This window comes from Streptomyces sp. NPDC101181, assembly GCF_044767975.1.
Classification (GTDB): Bacteria; Actinomycetota; Actinomycetes; order Streptomycetales; family Streptomycetaceae; genus Streptomyces.
In genome coordinates, this window is the sequence record NZ_JBIWOX010000001.1 from 686,214 (window position 1) to 701,846 (window position 15,633).

10 protein-coding genes and 1 tRNA gene are annotated in these 15,633 nt (G+C 72.7%); 4 read left to right on the top strand and 7 right to left on the bottom strand.

Translation table 11 applies throughout. The annotated features are described in order from the left end of the window. Positions 1-85 precede the first annotated feature (85 nt). Positions 86-868 (bottom strand): class III extradiol ring-cleavage dioxygenase, encoded by a 783-nt coding sequence (locus ACIRRU_RS02925; RefSeq protein ID WP_363201145.1) that lies wholly within the window; start codon positions 866-868, stop codon positions 86-88. A gap of 233 nt (positions 869-1,101) precedes the next feature. On the opposite strand from ACIRRU_RS02925, the gene ACIRRU_RS02930 reads away from it, so the two are divergent. Next, complete coding sequence (locus tag ACIRRU_RS02930) at positions 1,102-1,614, top strand: MarR family transcriptional regulator (RefSeq protein ID WP_363201144.1); 513 nt, start codon at positions 1,102-1,104, stop codon at positions 1,612-1,614. Between the two features lie 183 nt (positions 1,615-1,797). On the opposite strand, the gene ACIRRU_RS02935 is transcribed toward ACIRRU_RS02930, so the two are convergent. Next, positions 1,798-3,456 carry an MFS transporter gene (locus tag ACIRRU_RS02935; protein WP_403675328.1) on the bottom strand — a complete coding sequence of 553 codons (1,659 nt, stop codon included), beginning with the start codon at positions 3,454-3,456 and terminating at the stop codon, positions 1,798-1,800. A gap of 233 nt (positions 3,457-3,689) precedes the next feature. Continuing rightward, on the bottom strand, positions 3,690-4,352 hold the full coding sequence (locus ACIRRU_RS02940; protein WP_403675329.1) for a TetR/AcrR family transcriptional regulator: 663 nt from the start codon (positions 4,350-4,352) through the stop codon (positions 3,690-3,692). Between the two features lie 390 nt (positions 4,353-4,742). Between ACIRRU_RS02940 and ACIRRU_RS02945 the strand changes: the two genes are divergently transcribed. Further along, complete coding sequence (locus ACIRRU_RS02945) at positions 4,743-6,020, top strand: M6 family metalloprotease domain-containing protein (protein WP_403675332.1); 1,278 nt, start codon at positions 4,743-4,745, stop codon at positions 6,018-6,020. Between the two features lie 97 nt (positions 6,021-6,117). On the opposite strand, the gene ACIRRU_RS02950 is transcribed toward ACIRRU_RS02945, so the two are convergent. Further along, positions 6,118-8,043, bottom strand: coding sequence for a class I adenylate-forming enzyme family protein (locus ACIRRU_RS02950; protein ID WP_403675333.1), 1,926 nt, complete (start codon positions 8,041-8,043; stop codon positions 6,118-6,120). 296 nt (positions 8,044-8,339) lie between these two features. Here ACIRRU_RS02950 and ACIRRU_RS02955 point away from each other — a divergent pair. Further along, positions 8,340-8,412 (top strand) — tRNA-Arg (locus ACIRRU_RS02955). Positions 8,413-8,519: 107 nt separating this feature from the next. Here the strand turns inward: ACIRRU_RS02955 and ACIRRU_RS02960 are convergent. From ACIRRU_RS02960 to ACIRRU_RS02970, 3 genes are all read right to left on the bottom strand, one after another. Further along, on the bottom strand, positions 8,520-9,407 hold the full coding sequence (locus ACIRRU_RS02960; protein WP_403675335.1) for an aminoglycoside phosphotransferase family protein: 888 nt from the start codon (positions 9,405-9,407) through the stop codon (positions 8,520-8,522). Between the two features lie 93 nt (positions 9,408-9,500). Beyond that, positions 9,501-11,501: an MFS transporter gene (locus tag ACIRRU_RS02965; protein ID WP_403675625.1), complete on the bottom strand. Its 2,001-nt coding sequence runs from the start codon at positions 11,499-11,501 to the stop codon at positions 9,501-9,503. A gap of 311 nt (positions 11,502-11,812) precedes the next feature. Continuing rightward, a complete protein-coding gene (locus ACIRRU_RS02970; RefSeq protein WP_403675337.1) occupies positions 11,813-14,524 on the bottom strand; it encodes a serine hydrolase in 2,712 nt (903 codons plus the stop codon). A 192-nt stretch (positions 14,525-14,716) separates the two neighbouring features. Here ACIRRU_RS02970 and ACIRRU_RS02975 point away from each other — a divergent pair, with 192 nt between their 5' ends. After that, positions 14,717-15,436, top strand: a complete 720-nt coding sequence (locus ACIRRU_RS02975; RefSeq protein ID WP_403675339.1) for a GPP34 family phosphoprotein — start codon at positions 14,717-14,719, stop codon at positions 15,434-15,436. Positions 15,437-15,633: the final 197 nt, after the last annotated feature.

A 15,633-nucleotide genomic window follows, 5' to 3' on the forward strand; every position in this document is an offset into this window, starting at 1 on the left:
CCCTCCACCACCTCGCCCGGCTCCCCGGCGCCACGCGAGCGACCACGCCCCCTACCGGGCCCCTGGCCGGCCCCTGCCCGGCTCCTCAGCCGAACTGCACCGACCGCTTCGCCAGCCCCATCCAGAAGCCGTCGACGACGCTCCGCCCCCGGTCCAGCTCGTCCTCGGACGCGCCGAGGGTGACGAAGAGCGGGGCGAAGTGCTCGGTGCGGGGGTGGGCCAGCTTTCCGGCGGGCGAGGTGTGCTCGAAGTCGAGCAGCGCGTCGATGTCCTGGGACCGCAGCGCCCGGTCACCCCAGTCGTCGAACTCGGCGGACCAGCCGGGCACGCCGCCGCCGGTCTGCCGCAGGGCGGCCAGGTTGTGGGTGAAGAAACCGCTGCCCACGATGAGGACGCCCTCGTCGCGCAGGGGTGCGAGCTTGCGGCCGACAGCCATCAGCTTCCGCGGGTCGAGGGTCGGCAGGGAGATCTGCAGGACGGGGATGTCCGCGTCCGGGAACATCTCCACCAGCGGTACGTACGCCCCGTGGTCGAGGCCCCGGTCCGGGAAGTCCTGGACCGGCGTACCGGCACCGCGCAGCAGCTTGCGGACGCTGTCGGCGAGCTCCGGGGCGCCGGGGGCCGCGTACCGCACCTGGTAGTAGCGGTCGGGGAAGCCCCAGAAGTCGTAGACGAGCGGTGCCGTCACGGTCGCCCCGAGGGCCAGCGGCGCCTCCTCCCAGTGGGCCGAGACCATGAGGATCGCGCGGGGGCGGGGCAGTTCGGCGGACCACGCGGCGAGCTGGCGGGGCCAGAGCGGGTCGTCGGCGAGCGGCGGGGCGCCGTGCGAGAGATAGAGGGCGGGCATGCGCTCCGCGGTTGCCGTCATGGCACTCCCATCCACAGAACCCGGATGCACGGCCCTCAGGGCCACCGGACTCGGGGTGAGTCCCGCCCGAGCCTGGTTTCCCCAGACCATCCGGGGGATCGTTGTTCAGGGGCCCTGCGGAACTCGACCGGAGTTGCGCCGTTCCCCTTTCGGGGTAGGTCATTGAATCTTCAAGAACCCACCTTCGGAGACCTTAGCCCTATCTAGTTAAACTTTCAAGAAAAGGTCGTACAGTGGAGTCCATGACCACGGCATCCACCGGCGCGACGCGCTGGCTCAGCGACGAGGAGCAGCGCGTCTGGCGCGCCTATCTGCACGCCACCACGCTGCTGGAGGATCACCTCGACCGGCAGCTCCAGCGCGACGCGGGCATGCCGCACATCTACTACGGGCTCCTCGTCCAGCTCTCCCAGGCGCCCCGGCGCCAGATGCGGATGACGGAGCTCGCCAGGAACGTGAAGATCACCCGCTCCCGGCTGTCGCACGCCGTCGCCCGGCTGGAGAAGAACGGCTGGGTACGCCGCGAGGACTGCCCCTCGGACAAGCGCGGCCAGAACGCGGTGCTCACGGACGCGGGGTACGCGATGCTCAGCCGCTCGGCGCCGGGCCATGTGGACGCCGTACGGCAGGCGATGTTCGACCGGCTGAGCCCCGAGCAGGTGCGCAGCCTCGGGGAGATCATGCGGGTGCTCGCCACCGGCCTCGAACCGGAGGGCCCGGACGCGGATCTGCCCTGGCTCCGCTGAGCGCACGTGCTCGGCGGGGCCAGGGCAGATCGGTGGCGTCACGTCATCCGGTGCCGGAGCTACGGCCGCGGCCGTAGCTCCGTGAACACGGCCGTGGCCGCAGCCCTGGGCGTGTTGCCCCAGGAGACCGGACCCCGAGGGGCGCCGGACCGGCGGCGTACGGTGCGACACCGGCGTCACCGGTCAGTGGGCGATGACCGGGATGCGGAACTCGTCCTCGGCGCCGTCGGCGTTCCCCGTTCCGTCGGCGTTCGCGGCGCCCTCGGCCTTCCCGCCGGACGTACCGCCCGCGCCCGTCCCCGGGCGGCCCGTGTTGATCAGCACGGCGGCGATCGCGGAGGCGGCGACCAGGATGCCGACCGCCCACCAGATCGCGGCGGAGAAGCCGCTGACCATGGCCTGGAGCTCCAGGAGCCTCGGGTCCGTGGCACCGGCGGCGTGGTCGGCGACGTAGGCGGTGGTGGCGCTGGCGGCGATGGTGTTCAGCAGCGCGGTGCCGATGGCGCCGCCGACCTGCTGCGAGGTGTTGACCATCGCGGAGGCCACCCCCGCGTCACGCGGCTCGATGCCGTGCGTGGCCAGGGACATGGCGGGCATGAACGCCGTACCCATACCGAGGCCGAGCAGCAGCTGGCCCGGCAGGATGACCGCCGCGTAGCTGGTGTTCAGGTCCAGCTGGGTCAGCAGGAGCATGCCGACCGCGGCGAGCAGGAAGCCGGGGCCCATCAGCAGACGCGGCGGGACCCGGGTCATCAGCCGGGTGCCGATCTGGGTGGAGCCGGTGATCATGCCCGCGATCATCGGGAGGAACGCGAAGCCGGTCTTGACCGGGGAGTAGCCCTTCACGACCTGGAGGTAGTAGGTCAGGAAGAGGAACAGCCCGAACATCGCGATGATCGCGAGACCCAGCGAGAGGTAGACCCCGCCCCGGTTGCGCTCGGTGAGCACGCGCAGCGGCAGCAGCGGGGACTTCACGCGGGCCTCGGTCAGGACGAAGGCCAGCAGCAGCACCGCCGAGGCGATGAACATGCCGATGGTCAGCCCGTCCGACCAGCCGGCCGACTCGGCGCGGGTGAAGCCGTAGACGAGGGCGACCAGGCCGAGCGTGGAGAGCACGACGCCGGGGATGTCGAGCGGCGAGCGGTTGCGGGCGCCGGACGGCTCGCGGATCACGAAGTACGCGCCCGCGGCGGCGACGACGGCGAACGGGATGTTGACGAAGAAGGTCCAGCGCCAGTTCAGGTACTCGGTGAGGAAGCCGCCGAGGATCAGCCCGACCGCGCCACCGCCACCGGCGATGGCCCCGTAGATGCCGAAGGCCTTGGCGCGCTCCTTGGCGTCGGTGAACATCACGGCGAGCAGGGAGAGCGCGGCCGGGGCGAGCAGGGCGCCGAAGACACCCTGGAGGGCCCGGGAGCCGAACATCATCGCCTCGTTCTGGGCGGCCCCGCCGAGCGCGGAGGCCAGCGCGAAGCCGATCAGACCGACGACGAAGGTGCGCTTACGGCCCCAGAGGTCGGCGATCCGGCCGCCGAAGAGAAGGAGCCCGCCGAAGGCGAGGGCGTAGGCGGTGATGACCCACTGCTTGTTGCCGTCGGATATGCCCAGGTCGGTCTGGGCGGAGGGCAGCGCGATGTTCACGATGGTCGCGTCGAGGACGACCATCAGCTGGGCGAGCGCGATGAAGGCCAGGGCCTTCCAGCGGCCGGGATCGACACGGTCGGCACCGGCGGCGACGCGGCTGGAGACGGACCGGCCTGAGCCGGAGGCGGTGGGGGCGGAACGACCGGAGTCGGACCCGCCGGGATCGGGAAACGCGGTGTTGTCGACCGTTTCGGACATGGATGTAGCCACCTAAGGACGTGCGAAGGCGCCGAGGGCGTCGCGAGTTGAGGGTCGTCGGTACGGGCGGTGCCGCACGCGGGACAGTGGTGAGGGCCGGTTCCGTACGGGGCGCGCCGCGCGGGGCGTCGTGCCGGGCCGGACAGGCGGCGGTGGTTCGGGCGGGCTGTCGGGTGGAATCGGAGAAGCGGGGGCGGCGGAGCCGCGAGGTTCACATTCGGGCGGGCGTCGGGTCAGGCGTCACGCCGCAGGTCCTCCAAGGTCGCCGCCGAGCCGGGCAGTTCGGAGCGGGCCGGGGCTTCCAGTCCGTCCAGGAACAGCTGCAGATGGCGGTGGGTGAACCGGTCGATGCCCTGACAGGCGATGCCGGGAAGCGGCCGGGTGAGCTGGGAGAGGACGACGAGTACGTCACCGACGCCGATGTCGGCACGCAGTCGACCCGCGGACATGGCGCGCGTCACGAGCCCCTCGACCACCTCTTCGAGGCGTTGGCGCTCGGCGAGCAGTTCGGGGTGGTGCTTGTCGAAGACGCCGGAGAGCATCGGGCACAGGGCGCCGATCCGTTCGTCGGCGGCCGCGTGCACGAAGCGGCTGAGCGCGGCGAACGGGTCGGACTCCGCGGCGACGGCCTCTTCGGCGCGACGGGTGGTGCGGGAGGTGACCGCGAGGACGACCTCGTGGGTGAGGGCGGCCCGGTCGGGGAAGTTCCGGTAGAGGGTGGCGTTGCCGACCCCCGCCCGCCGTGCGACGTCGTCGAGCGGCACGTCGGGCCCGGACTCGACGAACAGCTCACGCGCGGCGCTCACGATCCGCTCGCGGTTGCGCAGCGCGTCGGCCCGCGGACGGGACGTGCGGCACGTTGCCGCCGCAGCGGTCTTCTCGGCGATGCTCTGCACGACGTCCCTTCCTTCTGGCCCGGTGGTTCCGGGATCTACCCGGTGGTTCCGGGATCTACCCGGTGGTTCCGGGATTCGCTCGGTGGTTCCGGGATCCACCCGGTCGTTCCCGGGATTCACCCGGGGATCCGGGGGATCTCGCCCGGTGGATCTCCGGGGAGCTCGCCCGGAGGATCCGGGGATCGATTCCCCGTTTCGCGGGGACACGTATGCAAACGGGGACGGGGTCCCCAGTTATTTCCCGCCCGCGCTGTGACCCGAGTCACATCACCTGACGGGGAAAAACCTCCGAACGGCGCACCCGACGAGCGCCCCCGGACGGCCCGGCAGAGGCTGATCGCCACAGCGCAGTCAGGGCCGGCCGACTGCCGCGGACCCGAAGGCGCCTCCATGCAGCAGCTCCGCCACCGGATACGCAGACACCACCGCCCGATCGCCCTGGCCGGGGCGACCGCCCTGGTCATAGCGGCCGTGGCATCGGCGAGCACCAGCCTCCCCGCGGGCGGCCGAGCCTCGGCCGGACCCGCCGCCACCGCCCAGGACGCGGCGCTCGCCCCCTGCCGGATCACCGCGGCGATGGGCGTGCAGATGTCGGAGGGCATGCCGACGCCGCCCGGGTACGCGCGGTCGACCGGCGAGGTGAAGGCGCTCAACCTGATGATCGACTTCCCGGACGCGGAGGCCACCGACCCGGCGATGGACCGGTACGGGGAGTTCTTCCCGCAGACCTCCGACTGGTTCACGAAGAGCTCCTACGGACGCCTCGTGTACCAGCCCGAGGCACCCGTGAAGGAGTGGCTGCGGATGCCGCTGCCGTTCACGGAGTACGGGATCGAGCGCGGTTCGCCGTTCGAGCCGGGCTACCGCCAGCTGGTGAAGGACATCGTCGCGGCCGCCGACCCGAAGGTCGACTTCTCCGTGTACGACCTGGTCAACATCCTGGTGACCCCGAACGCGGGGCCCTCCGCGCTGGACACCGTGCTCTCGGTGACCTTCTCCGGGAACGGGGAGGCCCCGTCCGCCGACGGCGTCCCGCTCTCCAACACGTCCTTCATCTACAGCCGCCAGGACGACGGATCGGGGTCGTACGCCGAAACCGGCTACCGCGTCCTGCCGCACGAGAACGGCCACGTCTTCGGGCTCCCCGACCTCTACACGATGGAGGGCGGCGGCTCCGTCGGGCACTGGGACATCATGTCCGAGGACTGGGGCGCCAACAACGACTTCCTGGCCTGGCACAAGTGGAAGCTGGGCTGGCTCGACAACGAGCAGATCAGCTGCGCCGCAGAGCCCGGCGTCAGCGAGCACCGGATCGGCCCGCTGGCCGCCGAGGGCGGCACCAAGCTCGCCTTCGTCCCGCTGAGCGCCCAGTCCGGCTACGCCGTGGAGGTCCGCACGGAGGGCGGCAACGACGACGGGGTCTGCCGCCCCGGCGTGCTGATCTACAAGGTCAGCTCCGACGTGGACACCGGCCAGGGCCCGGTCTCCGTCGCCGACGCCACCGAGGACAGCGGCGGCTGCACCCGGCTGCCCAACGTCCACGCGGAACTGTCCGACGCCACGTTCCGCCCCGGCCAGACCTTCACCGACCGGGCCAACGGCGTACGGATATCCGTGGTGGACACGGACGACGACGGCACCTACCGGGTACGGGTCACGCGCCCGTGACCGAACCGTCGCCGACACCGGCCCCCGACTCCGGCTCCGGCTGTGCCTGCGGCTCTGGCGCGGACCATTTCTCCGACTCCGGCACGGCCTCTGCCCCTCACCCGAAAGCGGAACCTCCCCCGGCCCCCTCCCCCGCTCCGGGCTCTCCCCCGACACCGCTGCTGCCCCCGCTGCCCCTTCTCCCATCGGCGTCGCTGCTGCCTCTGCCGCCTCCGCCGTCCTGCGCGAACCACTGCCGCAGCTCCTGCTTGAGCAGCTTGCCGGTGGCGTTGCGCGGGAGTGGTTCGTCGGTGAGCAGTACGTGCGCGGGGACCTTGAACCCGGCGAGCGAGCGGCCGACGTGCTCCCGCAGGGCATCGGCGGTGACCGCGGCCCCTGCGCGCATGCGGACGACGGCGGCGACCTCCTCCCCCAGCACCGGGTGGGGGACGCCGATGACGGCCGCGTCGCACACGTCGGGGTGGTCGTGCAGGACGCCCTCGACCTCGGTGCCGTGGACGTTCTCGCCGCCGCGGACCACCACGTCCTTGAGCCGGTCGACGATGCTGACCCGCCCCTCGTCCCGTACGGCGAGGTCCCCCGTACGGAACCAGCCCCCGGCGGCGAACGCCTCCTCGGTCGCCGCCGCGTCGCGCCAGTAGCCGCGGAACAACGACTGGCCGCGCAACCACAGCTCCCCCGGCTCCCCGTCGGGCAGCTCCTCGCCCTCGGCACCGGCGATCCGGATCTCGGTGACCGGGGTGGGGCGGCCCGCACCGCCGGGCTCGGCGCGGTAGTCGGCCCCGACGTGCGCGAGGACCCCGCCGCAGGTCTCGGTGAGGCCGTAGCCGGTGCGGGGCTCGACGCGCTCGCCGTACCGGTCGGTGAGCCGGGCCACCAGGGCGGGCGGGGCGGCGGCGCCCCCGGTGCCGAAGAGGCTGAGGCCCGCCAGCACGTCGCCCGTCCGCTCGGCGGCCGCCAGCAGCTGGAGCCCGGTGGTGGGGACGCCCGCGAAGTGCGTGACGCGGTGCGTATGGATCAGCCGCAGCGCCTCGTCCGGATCCCACCGGCGCATCAGGACCAGGGTGCCGCCCGCAGCCATCGCCCCGTAGAAGGCGGTGAACGCGGCGACATGGAAGAACGGGAACGTCATCAGGGTCACCGGCGCGGCCCCCAGTCCCGGCATCGCGCCCCGCGCCAGCGCGGACGCCGCCGCCTGGTAGCGCGGGTTGAGCGCGGCCCCGGCCTGGGCGAGATGGGTGGCCACGGCCCCCTTGGGGCGGCCGGTGGTGCCCGAGGTGTAGAGGATCGTGGCGTCGTCCTCGGGGCGCGGCTCCACGTCGGGCGGCGCGGCCAGCGGATCGGGCGCGGGAAAGTCCTCGTACCGCTCCAGGTGCAGCCCGGCGTCGCAGTTCACGTCCTCCCCGAACCCTCCGTCGCAGCTCTCGTTCTCCCCCGGCCCACTGGCCCAGCTTGCGTTCTCCCCCGGCCCGCCGGCGACCCTCGCGTCCTCCCTGGGCCCGTCGGCGCCGCCTCCGTCGTCTTCCCGGAAGAGGACGACGCGTGCCCCGGTCCGCCGCGCCCAGCCTGCGACGCGCCCCAGCCGCTCGCCGTCCACCAGGACCACGCCCGGCTCGCAGTCGTCGAGCGCGTGGACGAACTCGGCTTCTGTCCAGCGGGCGTTGAGTGGCACGGCGACGAGTCCGGCGAGCTGGGCGGCCCAGAAGGCGATCTGCCACTCGGGGTGGTTGCGCATCGCGACGACGGCCCGGTCGCCGGGGCGCAGCCCGTAGCGCTCGCGCAGCCGGACGGCCACCGCGGAGGCGGCGGCGAAGAACTCCCCGTAGGTGACGGTCCGTTCCCCCGCGATCAGGAACGGTGTGTCCCCGAAGGCCCAGGTGGTCTCCACGAACTCCCGCAGCGTCCGGGGCCCGTCGACGTACTCCAGCACCCCGCGCTCCCCCCGCACCACGGCGAAGGGCGCCCCCGGCGCGGTGAGCGACGCCTCGATACGCAGGCCGCTCCGCAGGCGTTCGTCGCGCACGACGGGATCCTCGGCGGCGGGGCGCGAGTACGTGCCCGGGGCGGGGTCCGGGAGTGGAGCGGGATCGGGGCCCGGAGCGGGGTCCGGGGGCGGGGAGGGAGGCGAGGACGAGCGGGGGTGCGGCACGGGCGGCCCTTCTCACGCGGCTGATACCGAGGACGCTATGCGCACGGGACCAGCGCGCCAAGGCCACCCCGGCCCCGCCCCCCACGGCACTCGGGCAGCGCCCGGCCCACCCCTCACCCGCTACACTGACGGCGGCGGTCTGCCTGCGACGGGCGGACGGCCGATCCCACGCCTTCGTAGCTCAGGGGATAGAGCACCGCTCTCCTAAAGCGGGTGTCGCAGGTTCGAATCCTGCCGGGGGCACAGCACATCAGCAGGAGCCTCCCCGGGCACGCCCGGGGAGGCTCCTGTCGTACTCGGGTCGTGCCAGATCCGGGTGGGTCCGCGAGCCGGTCATGTGCCGGGTCCGGTCACTCCCCCTCCTCCGTGAGGCGGCCGCCCGTGATCTCGCCGATCACCCGGTCCGCGATGCTCGCCATCGTCGGGTTCGCCGTGCGGTAGTGCGCGAGTTCCATGAGGGCGATGGACAGGGCCCAGCCGCGTCCCCGCGCCCAGGTCGCTTCGTCGGCCGCCAGCGCTGTGCGGAACGTCTCCCTGGCCTCCCCGGTGAGCAGGTACCAGGCCGCGATCAGGTCGACGGCCGGATCGGCCAGGCCCAGGCAGCCGAAGTCGATGACCGCGGTGAGGCGGCCGTCCTCGACCAGGACGTTGCCGGGCTGGAGGTCCCCGTGTACCCAGACGGGCCGGTCCGTGAAGGGCGGGGCGGCCAGCGCCTCCTTCCAGGACGCGGCGACGGCCCCCGCGTCCACGATCCCGTCCACCGCGTCGATGGCCTCGCGCGTCACCGTGTCACGGGAGGCCAGGGGCTCGGCGCGGTACGCGGGCGGGGCGTCGGTGGGGTCGATCCGGCGCAGGGCGCGTACGAACTCCGCCAGGTCCGCCGCGAACAGCTCCGAGTCCGAAGAGCCGTCCCCGGGGCGCGGGTTCACGCCCTCCAGCCAGCCGCACACCGACCAGGCCCGGGGGAAGCCCTCGGCCGGGGCGCCCTGGGCCAGCGGCGCCGGTACGGGGAAGGGCAGGAGCGGGGCGAGCCGGGGCAGCCAGCGGTGTTCCCTCACCACGTCGGCGGCGCCGCCCTCGGTACGGGGGAGGCGGACGGCCATGTCGGCGCCCAGGCGGTAGATCGTGTTCGCGGTCCCGCTCGCGCCGACCGCCTCCACGGGCAGGTCCGCCCAGTGCGGGAACTGGGCGGCTATCAGGCCGCGTACGAGGGAGGGGTCGGTGATCGTCTCGTGCATACCGCGATCGAACCAGTCGGCTCGGGGCGCGCACAACACGCCCTCGGAAACCGGACCGTCACGGATGAAGCCCGGGGCTCGGAAGTCCCGGGCTCAGCTGAGTTCTTCCGGGCAGGGGGTGCCGGGCTGGAGTTGGTAGGGGGCCGCCAGCCGGTACACACCCGGTCGCGGCGCGAGCAGTTCCGTCCACTCGTCGCCGTACGGGCCTTCCTCGACCTTGTTGAGGCAGCCGTTGGTGTTGACGTAGGTCTTGGGCGCGGTCTCGTCCGCCTTCGACCGTTCCTTCGACTCCTCGGTCTCCCGCGGGCGTTCCAGGCTTTTGCCGTTCTCGTCGACGAGGGCGAGCCAGCGTGTGTACGGGATCCGGATCAGCAGCCGGCCCGCGGACTTCACGGTGATCGTCAGCTCGTCCGCGCCCGCCCGCTCCACCGTCGCGGGCGGGTCGGCGAGCGGGACCGGGTCCAGGACCCGGTAGAGCTTCCAGTTGGCGTCGCCCCAGATCTGGCGCAGGTAGGGCTGCCCCTGCTCGATCAGCTCCGCTTCCTGGACCGCCCCGTTGTCCGGCCGGTCCTTGGGCAGCACCACGTAGTGCACGGCCCAGCGGTCCAGCCACTCCCGGTAGTTCACCGGGTCCAGCGTGTCGTCGTAGAAGAGCGGGTTGCGCTTCATGTCCGCCTGGCGGTTCCAGCCGCGCGCCAGGTTGACGTACGGGGCGAGGGCCGAGGACTCCCGGTGACTGCTCGCGGGCACCACCTCGACCCGGCCGCGCTCGGCCTCCACCTGCTGGAGCTGGTTGACCAAGGGGGCCAGTTCGCGGTTCCAGGAGGCGGCGGGGGCGGTGCGGACGATGTCGTCCACGCTCTTGTAGCCGATCCAGAAGTTCATCCCGGCGAACGCCAGGACCAGTGCGTACCAGCGGCGGCTGCGCGGCACCGCGTAGGGCAGGGCGGCGAGCAGCGCCACCCCGGCGAACAGCATCGCCATCCGCGTGACGTTCGACCCGATCTGGGAGTCGACCACGTACGTCAGCAGCGTGCCCAGCCCGTAGACCGCGGCGGCGGTGCGGACCGTGCTCCAGTCACGCGGTACGAGGAGGAAGACCAGCACCGCGAAGACGAACGGCAGCGAGAGCGTCCCGAACGACATCGGCTGCGTCCCGGAGAACGGGAACAGCCAGGCGGACAGGCCCACCACGGCGACCGGCGCGAGCCCGATGGCGTACGCCCCCGGGCGCCGTTTGTGCAGGAACAGCGCCGCCGCGACGACCCCGAGGAACAGTCCGGCGACCGGGCTGGAGGCGGTCGCGAGTCCCGCGAGCGGGGCGGCCACGGCGGCCTTGGCCCACCGCTTGTAACGCCAGCGGTACGGCCAGCAGAACACCGCCGCCACCGCGCCGACCGCGAACATCATGCCGAGCCCGAACGTCACCCGGCCCGACAGCGCGTTGCACAGGAAGGCGAAGACCGCGGCGAGCGAGCAGGCCAGCGGATTGCGGACGGCCGGGACCCGGACCAGGATCAGGGCGGTCAGCGCCGAGGAGACCGTCCCGACGATCATCATCGTCGTACGGACGCCGAGCACGGACATCAGGTAGGGCGAGACCACGCTGTACGAGACGGGGTGCATGCCCCCGTACCACGCCAGGTTGTACGCCGTGCCCGGGTGCCGGCCGACGAACTCGGCCCAGGCGTCCTGCGCCGCGATGTCGCCGCCGGTGTTCGCGAAGAAGAAGAACCAGAGCAGGTGGACCACGGCGGCGGCCGCCGTCGCGATGGTCACCGGGTGCCGCAGCAGCCGCCGCGCCCGGCCGGAGGTGGCCGACGCGGGTGTGGTGGGGACCGCGGGTCCGGACGGCCCCGCGGAGGCGTCGGGGAGATCAGGGAGAGGGGAGAGGCCGGAGGGCGCGAGGGAAGCGGCGGAGGGGGTCGGGGAGACGGCGAGGCCGGGGGAAGCGGAGGCTCCGGGTGCGCCGGGTTCCGGGGCGCGGGGCGACGGCACCCGGACGTGCCAGGCCTCGCCTCCGACGTCGGCAGGAGCACGGGAGGCACCGGAGGCACCGACAGGAGCACCGGAAGCATCGGGGGCACCGGTCATCTCTCCACCGGTGGCCCTGGCAGGCCCCGCGGTCCCGTCGGTCTCCGCGGCCCCGGGAGCCCCGCTGGTGTCGCTCCCCGTGGTCTCGTCCGCCTCGCGGCCGGGTCTCGGCTCCGCGGTGGTCACTACGGCTCTCCCCGTCTGCGCCGGCCCCGTACCTGTTCCTGTTGCTTCGTACCGCGTTCAAAGACGCGTCCCGGCGTCCTTGAGTTGTCCGGGGACGCTAACACGTGCCTCGGACACCTCATCCCGCCCGCCGGCGGGCGAAGGACGGCACTGTCCCGGGTGTCGTCCCCGCCCGCCGGTGTGTTTCAGCCGACCCTGGTCAGCTTGTCGCCGAAGGCCGGTTCCTTCAGGTCGCCCTGGAGCACCACCGGCGCCGTCATCTTCCCGGTGCCCGTGCCCACGGTCACCGAGCCGACCTCGCTGCCGGCCTTCGCCCCGTGGTCGATGCCCTTGCCGTTGTCGGTGACCTTCAGCTCGACCTCCAGACCGGGCCAGCCGACCGCCTTGAGGTTCTTCGTGGCGATCACCGGGGTCCGCCCGCCGTAGCCGTTGTCCACGTAGCCGACGACATCGCCCTTCTTCACCACCGTCGTGGACGTGGCGACCTCCTGCGCCTCCCTGATCAGCTTGAGGCTGTTGGTCAGGGACAGCTCCAGGCTGTCGTAGACCCGGCCCGTACCGGCCTGCTGGCTCATGACCGCGCCGTAGATCCAGAGCTTCTTGCCGTCCACCATGGTGTTCGCCGACCAGAGCAGATTGCCGCCCGCGGGGGTCGACGAACCGGTCTTGATGCCGCTCACCCCGGGCTGGAGCAGCAGATTGTTGTTGTTGTAGATCTTCCCGTCGATGCCGTCGATCTCGATCTCGGGCATGTCCACGATCTCCCGGAAGACCTCGCTGCGCATGACCGCCTCAGCCAGTTTCAGCTGGTCGGCGGCGGTGGAGACGGTGGTCTTCTCCAGACCGCTGGGGTCGGTGTACGTCGAGTTCTTCATCCCGAGGTCCTTGGCCGCGTCGTTCATCTTGTCGGCGAACGCGTCCTCGCTCCCGGCGTCCCAGCGGGCGAGCAGCCGGGCCGCGTTGTTCCCCGAGGGGATCATCAGCAGCTGGAGCATCTGCTTCTGGGTGAGCTGCTGGCCCTTGGTCAGGGGAGCCGTCGACTCGTCGGGCCGCTTGGACTCGTCCTCGGCCTTCTGGTCGACGGTGATCTTCTCGCCCTCCTCGTCGCCCTTGAGCGGGTGCCCGTCCAGGATCACGTAGGCCGTCATGACCTTGGCGACGCTGGCGATCGGCGCCGACTTCTGCGCGCCCTCGGTCCCGAGGGAGCCGACGCCCTCCACCATCACGGCCGACTGCCCCTGCCCCGGCCAGGGCAGCTTCGTCTCGCCGCCCTCGAAGGTGTACGTCGGCTCCGCCGTCAGCTCCAGTTCGGGCGCCGCCATCGGGCGCACCGCCTGCACGATCGCAAAGACGATCAGCAGGAGGAGCAGCAGCGGGGTCCAGATCTTGACCCGGCGGACCGCCGTGCGGACCGGGGTCTCCGGAGGCGGCGGGGTGTTCGTCAGCTCGGCGAGCAGATCGAGCGGCGGCTTCGGCGGCAGCGGCTGCTGCCGGGTCCGCTCGGCGACGGCCCAGGACGGCGTCGTCGTCTCCCCGGTGGTCGCCGTGCCCGCACCCGCCTCGGGGGCGCCTACGGCCTTCTTGGCCGCACCGGAGGCCCCGGCCGCACCGGAAGCTCCGGCCGTCCCGGACTCCTCCGCCCCGGGCTCTTCCGCCCCGGGCTCCGGCTTGCGGGGCGCGGGGGCGGTCCGTACGTCGTCGGAGCGCAGCGGCACGAAGGTGCTGGTGCGCTCGGCGGCACCCTCGGGCTTGCCGCTCGGGGGCGCGGCAGCCGCGGACTCCCCGGTGCTGCGGGGCGCGGCGGTCTCCGGCTCTTCGGTGCTGCGGGGCGCGGCGGTTCCGGAGGTGGTGCCTCGCGGGGGCAGCTTCAGCGCGGTCGTCGCCTGGTCGCCTCGATCGGCCGACTTGACCGACGTGAAGACCGCTGTGGGCTGATCGATTCCTCGCAGGTCGGAGCCGGTTTCGGCGTCCGCGTCGGGGGCGGGGGCGGCGTCACCGTCTGGCGCGGCGTCCGCGCCGGGCTTGGCATCGACCGCAGGCTTGGCGTCCGCGCCGGGCTTGCCCTCGCCGACGTCGCCATCGTTGGCGTCGGCGGTGGCGGACTCGTCGTCGGCGCTGGCGGTGGCGGACTCGGCGCTGACGCTGGCGGACTCGGCGCTGGCGTTCTCGCCGTCGTCCTCGGAGACGGAAGCGGCCTCGGCCTCCGCGGGCTCAGGCTCAGGCTCGTCGTCAGCCGCGGCATCCCGCGCAGGCTTGTCCTCCGCGGGCTTGCCCTCCGCAGGCTTGTCCTCCGCAGGCTCGGCCTCGGCGTCGACCCACGCGGCCACCGCGGCCCGCAGGCGGCGGTCCCCGGCTTCGCCTGCGCCTCCTGCCACGGCCCCGTCCTCGGGCTCGTCCGTGGCGGCCTCCCCGGCCGTCGGGGCCTCGGGAACCTCCGGGGTCTTCGAGGCGGCAGCTGGCCCCTCAGAGGCCCCGGCAGCCTTCTCAGGAGCCTCCTCGACGGGGTCCCCCGTCTCCTCGGGCTCCCCGGGTTCCCCCGGCTCCCCGGCCTTCCCGGACCCCTCGGACTCGGACGCCTCCGGCTTCGCGGACGCCCCAGCCTCGCTCACAGCTGCGTCCTGCGGGAGCCGGGGGCGGAAGACCGCCGTCGCCGTGTCCGAGGTCGCACCCGTGGCCGCTCCACCCGTGCCGGGGCCGTCGCCCGCCGCCGCGCCCGCCGCCGCGCCCGCTTCCGCGTCGCTGCCCGTTTCGTCGCCGGTGTCCGCTTCCGACGCGGAAGCGGGCACCGCATTCGCCTCATCCGCGTCGCGGAGCACGGCGAACCGCGGGTCGCGTTCCTCCGCAGCCGTCCCCGACGACTTCCGCTGCTCCGTTTTGTCGGGGGACTCGCCCGCCACCGATGCCTCCTCATGCGCCGCGGGGTCGCCCCGCGCTGTCCGAACCATGTACCAGTGTCCTGTGTGAACCCCTGGCCGAGCTGCTAGACGAGAACGACATACCTACTGGTTCCCGTACAAAGCGGTCAGGCGCTCTCGACAGATGAATGTGAGAGGGGTCACCCTGTCAGACATCCACGCGGGGAGGCATGGATGGGCAGGAGCCGCAGAACAATTCCGGAGGAGCTTCTGCTGCTCGCTCTGGACCCGACCACGGGTACCACAGCGCAGCCGCAGTCGCTCGACCTCGGCCTGGCCGGGGCACAGCTAGTAGAGCTGGCTCTGGCAGGACGGATAGCCCCTGACGGGGATCGTATCGCCGTGGTGATGCCACGGCCGACAGGAGATCCGACTCTGGACTCCGCACTGGAGCTGCTGCGCCGTCGTGGCAGCCCGGTCCGGGCGGTCCACTGGATCGGCGGACCCCGGCTGGGGCTGCGCCAGATCTATCTCGCGCATCTGGAGCGGTGCGGCATGGTCCATGCCGTGGCGGGTCAGATGTGCGGCGTACTGCCGACGACTCGCTACCAGGCGACGGACACGGCCATCAGCCGGGACATCAGGGCCCGGCTGGACAGCGCGATCCGCACCGGCGTACCACCGGACCCGCGGACCGCGGCGCTCGCCGCACTGGCCCACGCGGTCGGACTCGGCAAGCATCTGTACCCCGGCAACGAGGGGCGTTCATCGCGCTCCCGCCTCCGGGACCTGATCAGGCACGACCCGATGGGCGGCCTCGTGGCGCACGCCGTGATGGACGTCCAGAACGGGGTGGCCGTCCAGCCACGCCGTACGCAGCAGACAGCGGGCGTTCCGTTGCAGCCGCAAGCACAGGCTCGTCGCGGCGGCATGGCGCACACCGCCGCGAGCTGACCGCCCGGACCCCCCGGGCACTCGCACGGCGAGCACGACAGCGCACAGCAACACAGCAGCACACCGCCGTACCGACGTCGTCACAGGACCCGGTCCGGGAGCCGCACCACGCGCGGGGCAGCCGGTCGTCACCATCGCCGGCTGCCCCGCGCGCTTGCGCGCTCCCATCGACCTGTGCGCCCCCGTGCGCTCCGGTG

Coding starts and splice junctions, on each gene's coding strand:
- ACIRRU_RS02925 (WP_363201145.1), bottom strand. CDS start 868: ATGACGGCAACCGCGGAGCGCATGCCCGCCCTCTATCTCTCGCACGGC.
- ACIRRU_RS02935 (WP_403675328.1), bottom strand. CDS start 3,456: ATGTCCGAAACGGTCGACAACACCGCGTTTCCCGATCCCGGCGGGTCC.
- ACIRRU_RS02945 (WP_403675332.1), top strand. CDS start 4,743: ATGCAGCAGCTCCGCCACCGGATACGCAGACACCACCGCCCGATCGCC.
- ACIRRU_RS02960 (WP_403675335.1), bottom strand. CDS start 9,407: ATGCACGAGACGATCACCGACCCCTCCCTCGTACGCGGCCTGATAGCC.
- ACIRRU_RS02965 (WP_403675625.1), bottom strand. CDS start 11,501: ATGACCGGTGCCCCCGATGCTTCCGGTGCTCCTGTCGGTGCCTCCGGT.
- ACIRRU_RS02975 (WP_403675339.1), top strand. CDS start 14,717: ATGGGCAGGAGCCGCAGAACAATTCCGGAGGAGCTTCTGCTGCTCGCT.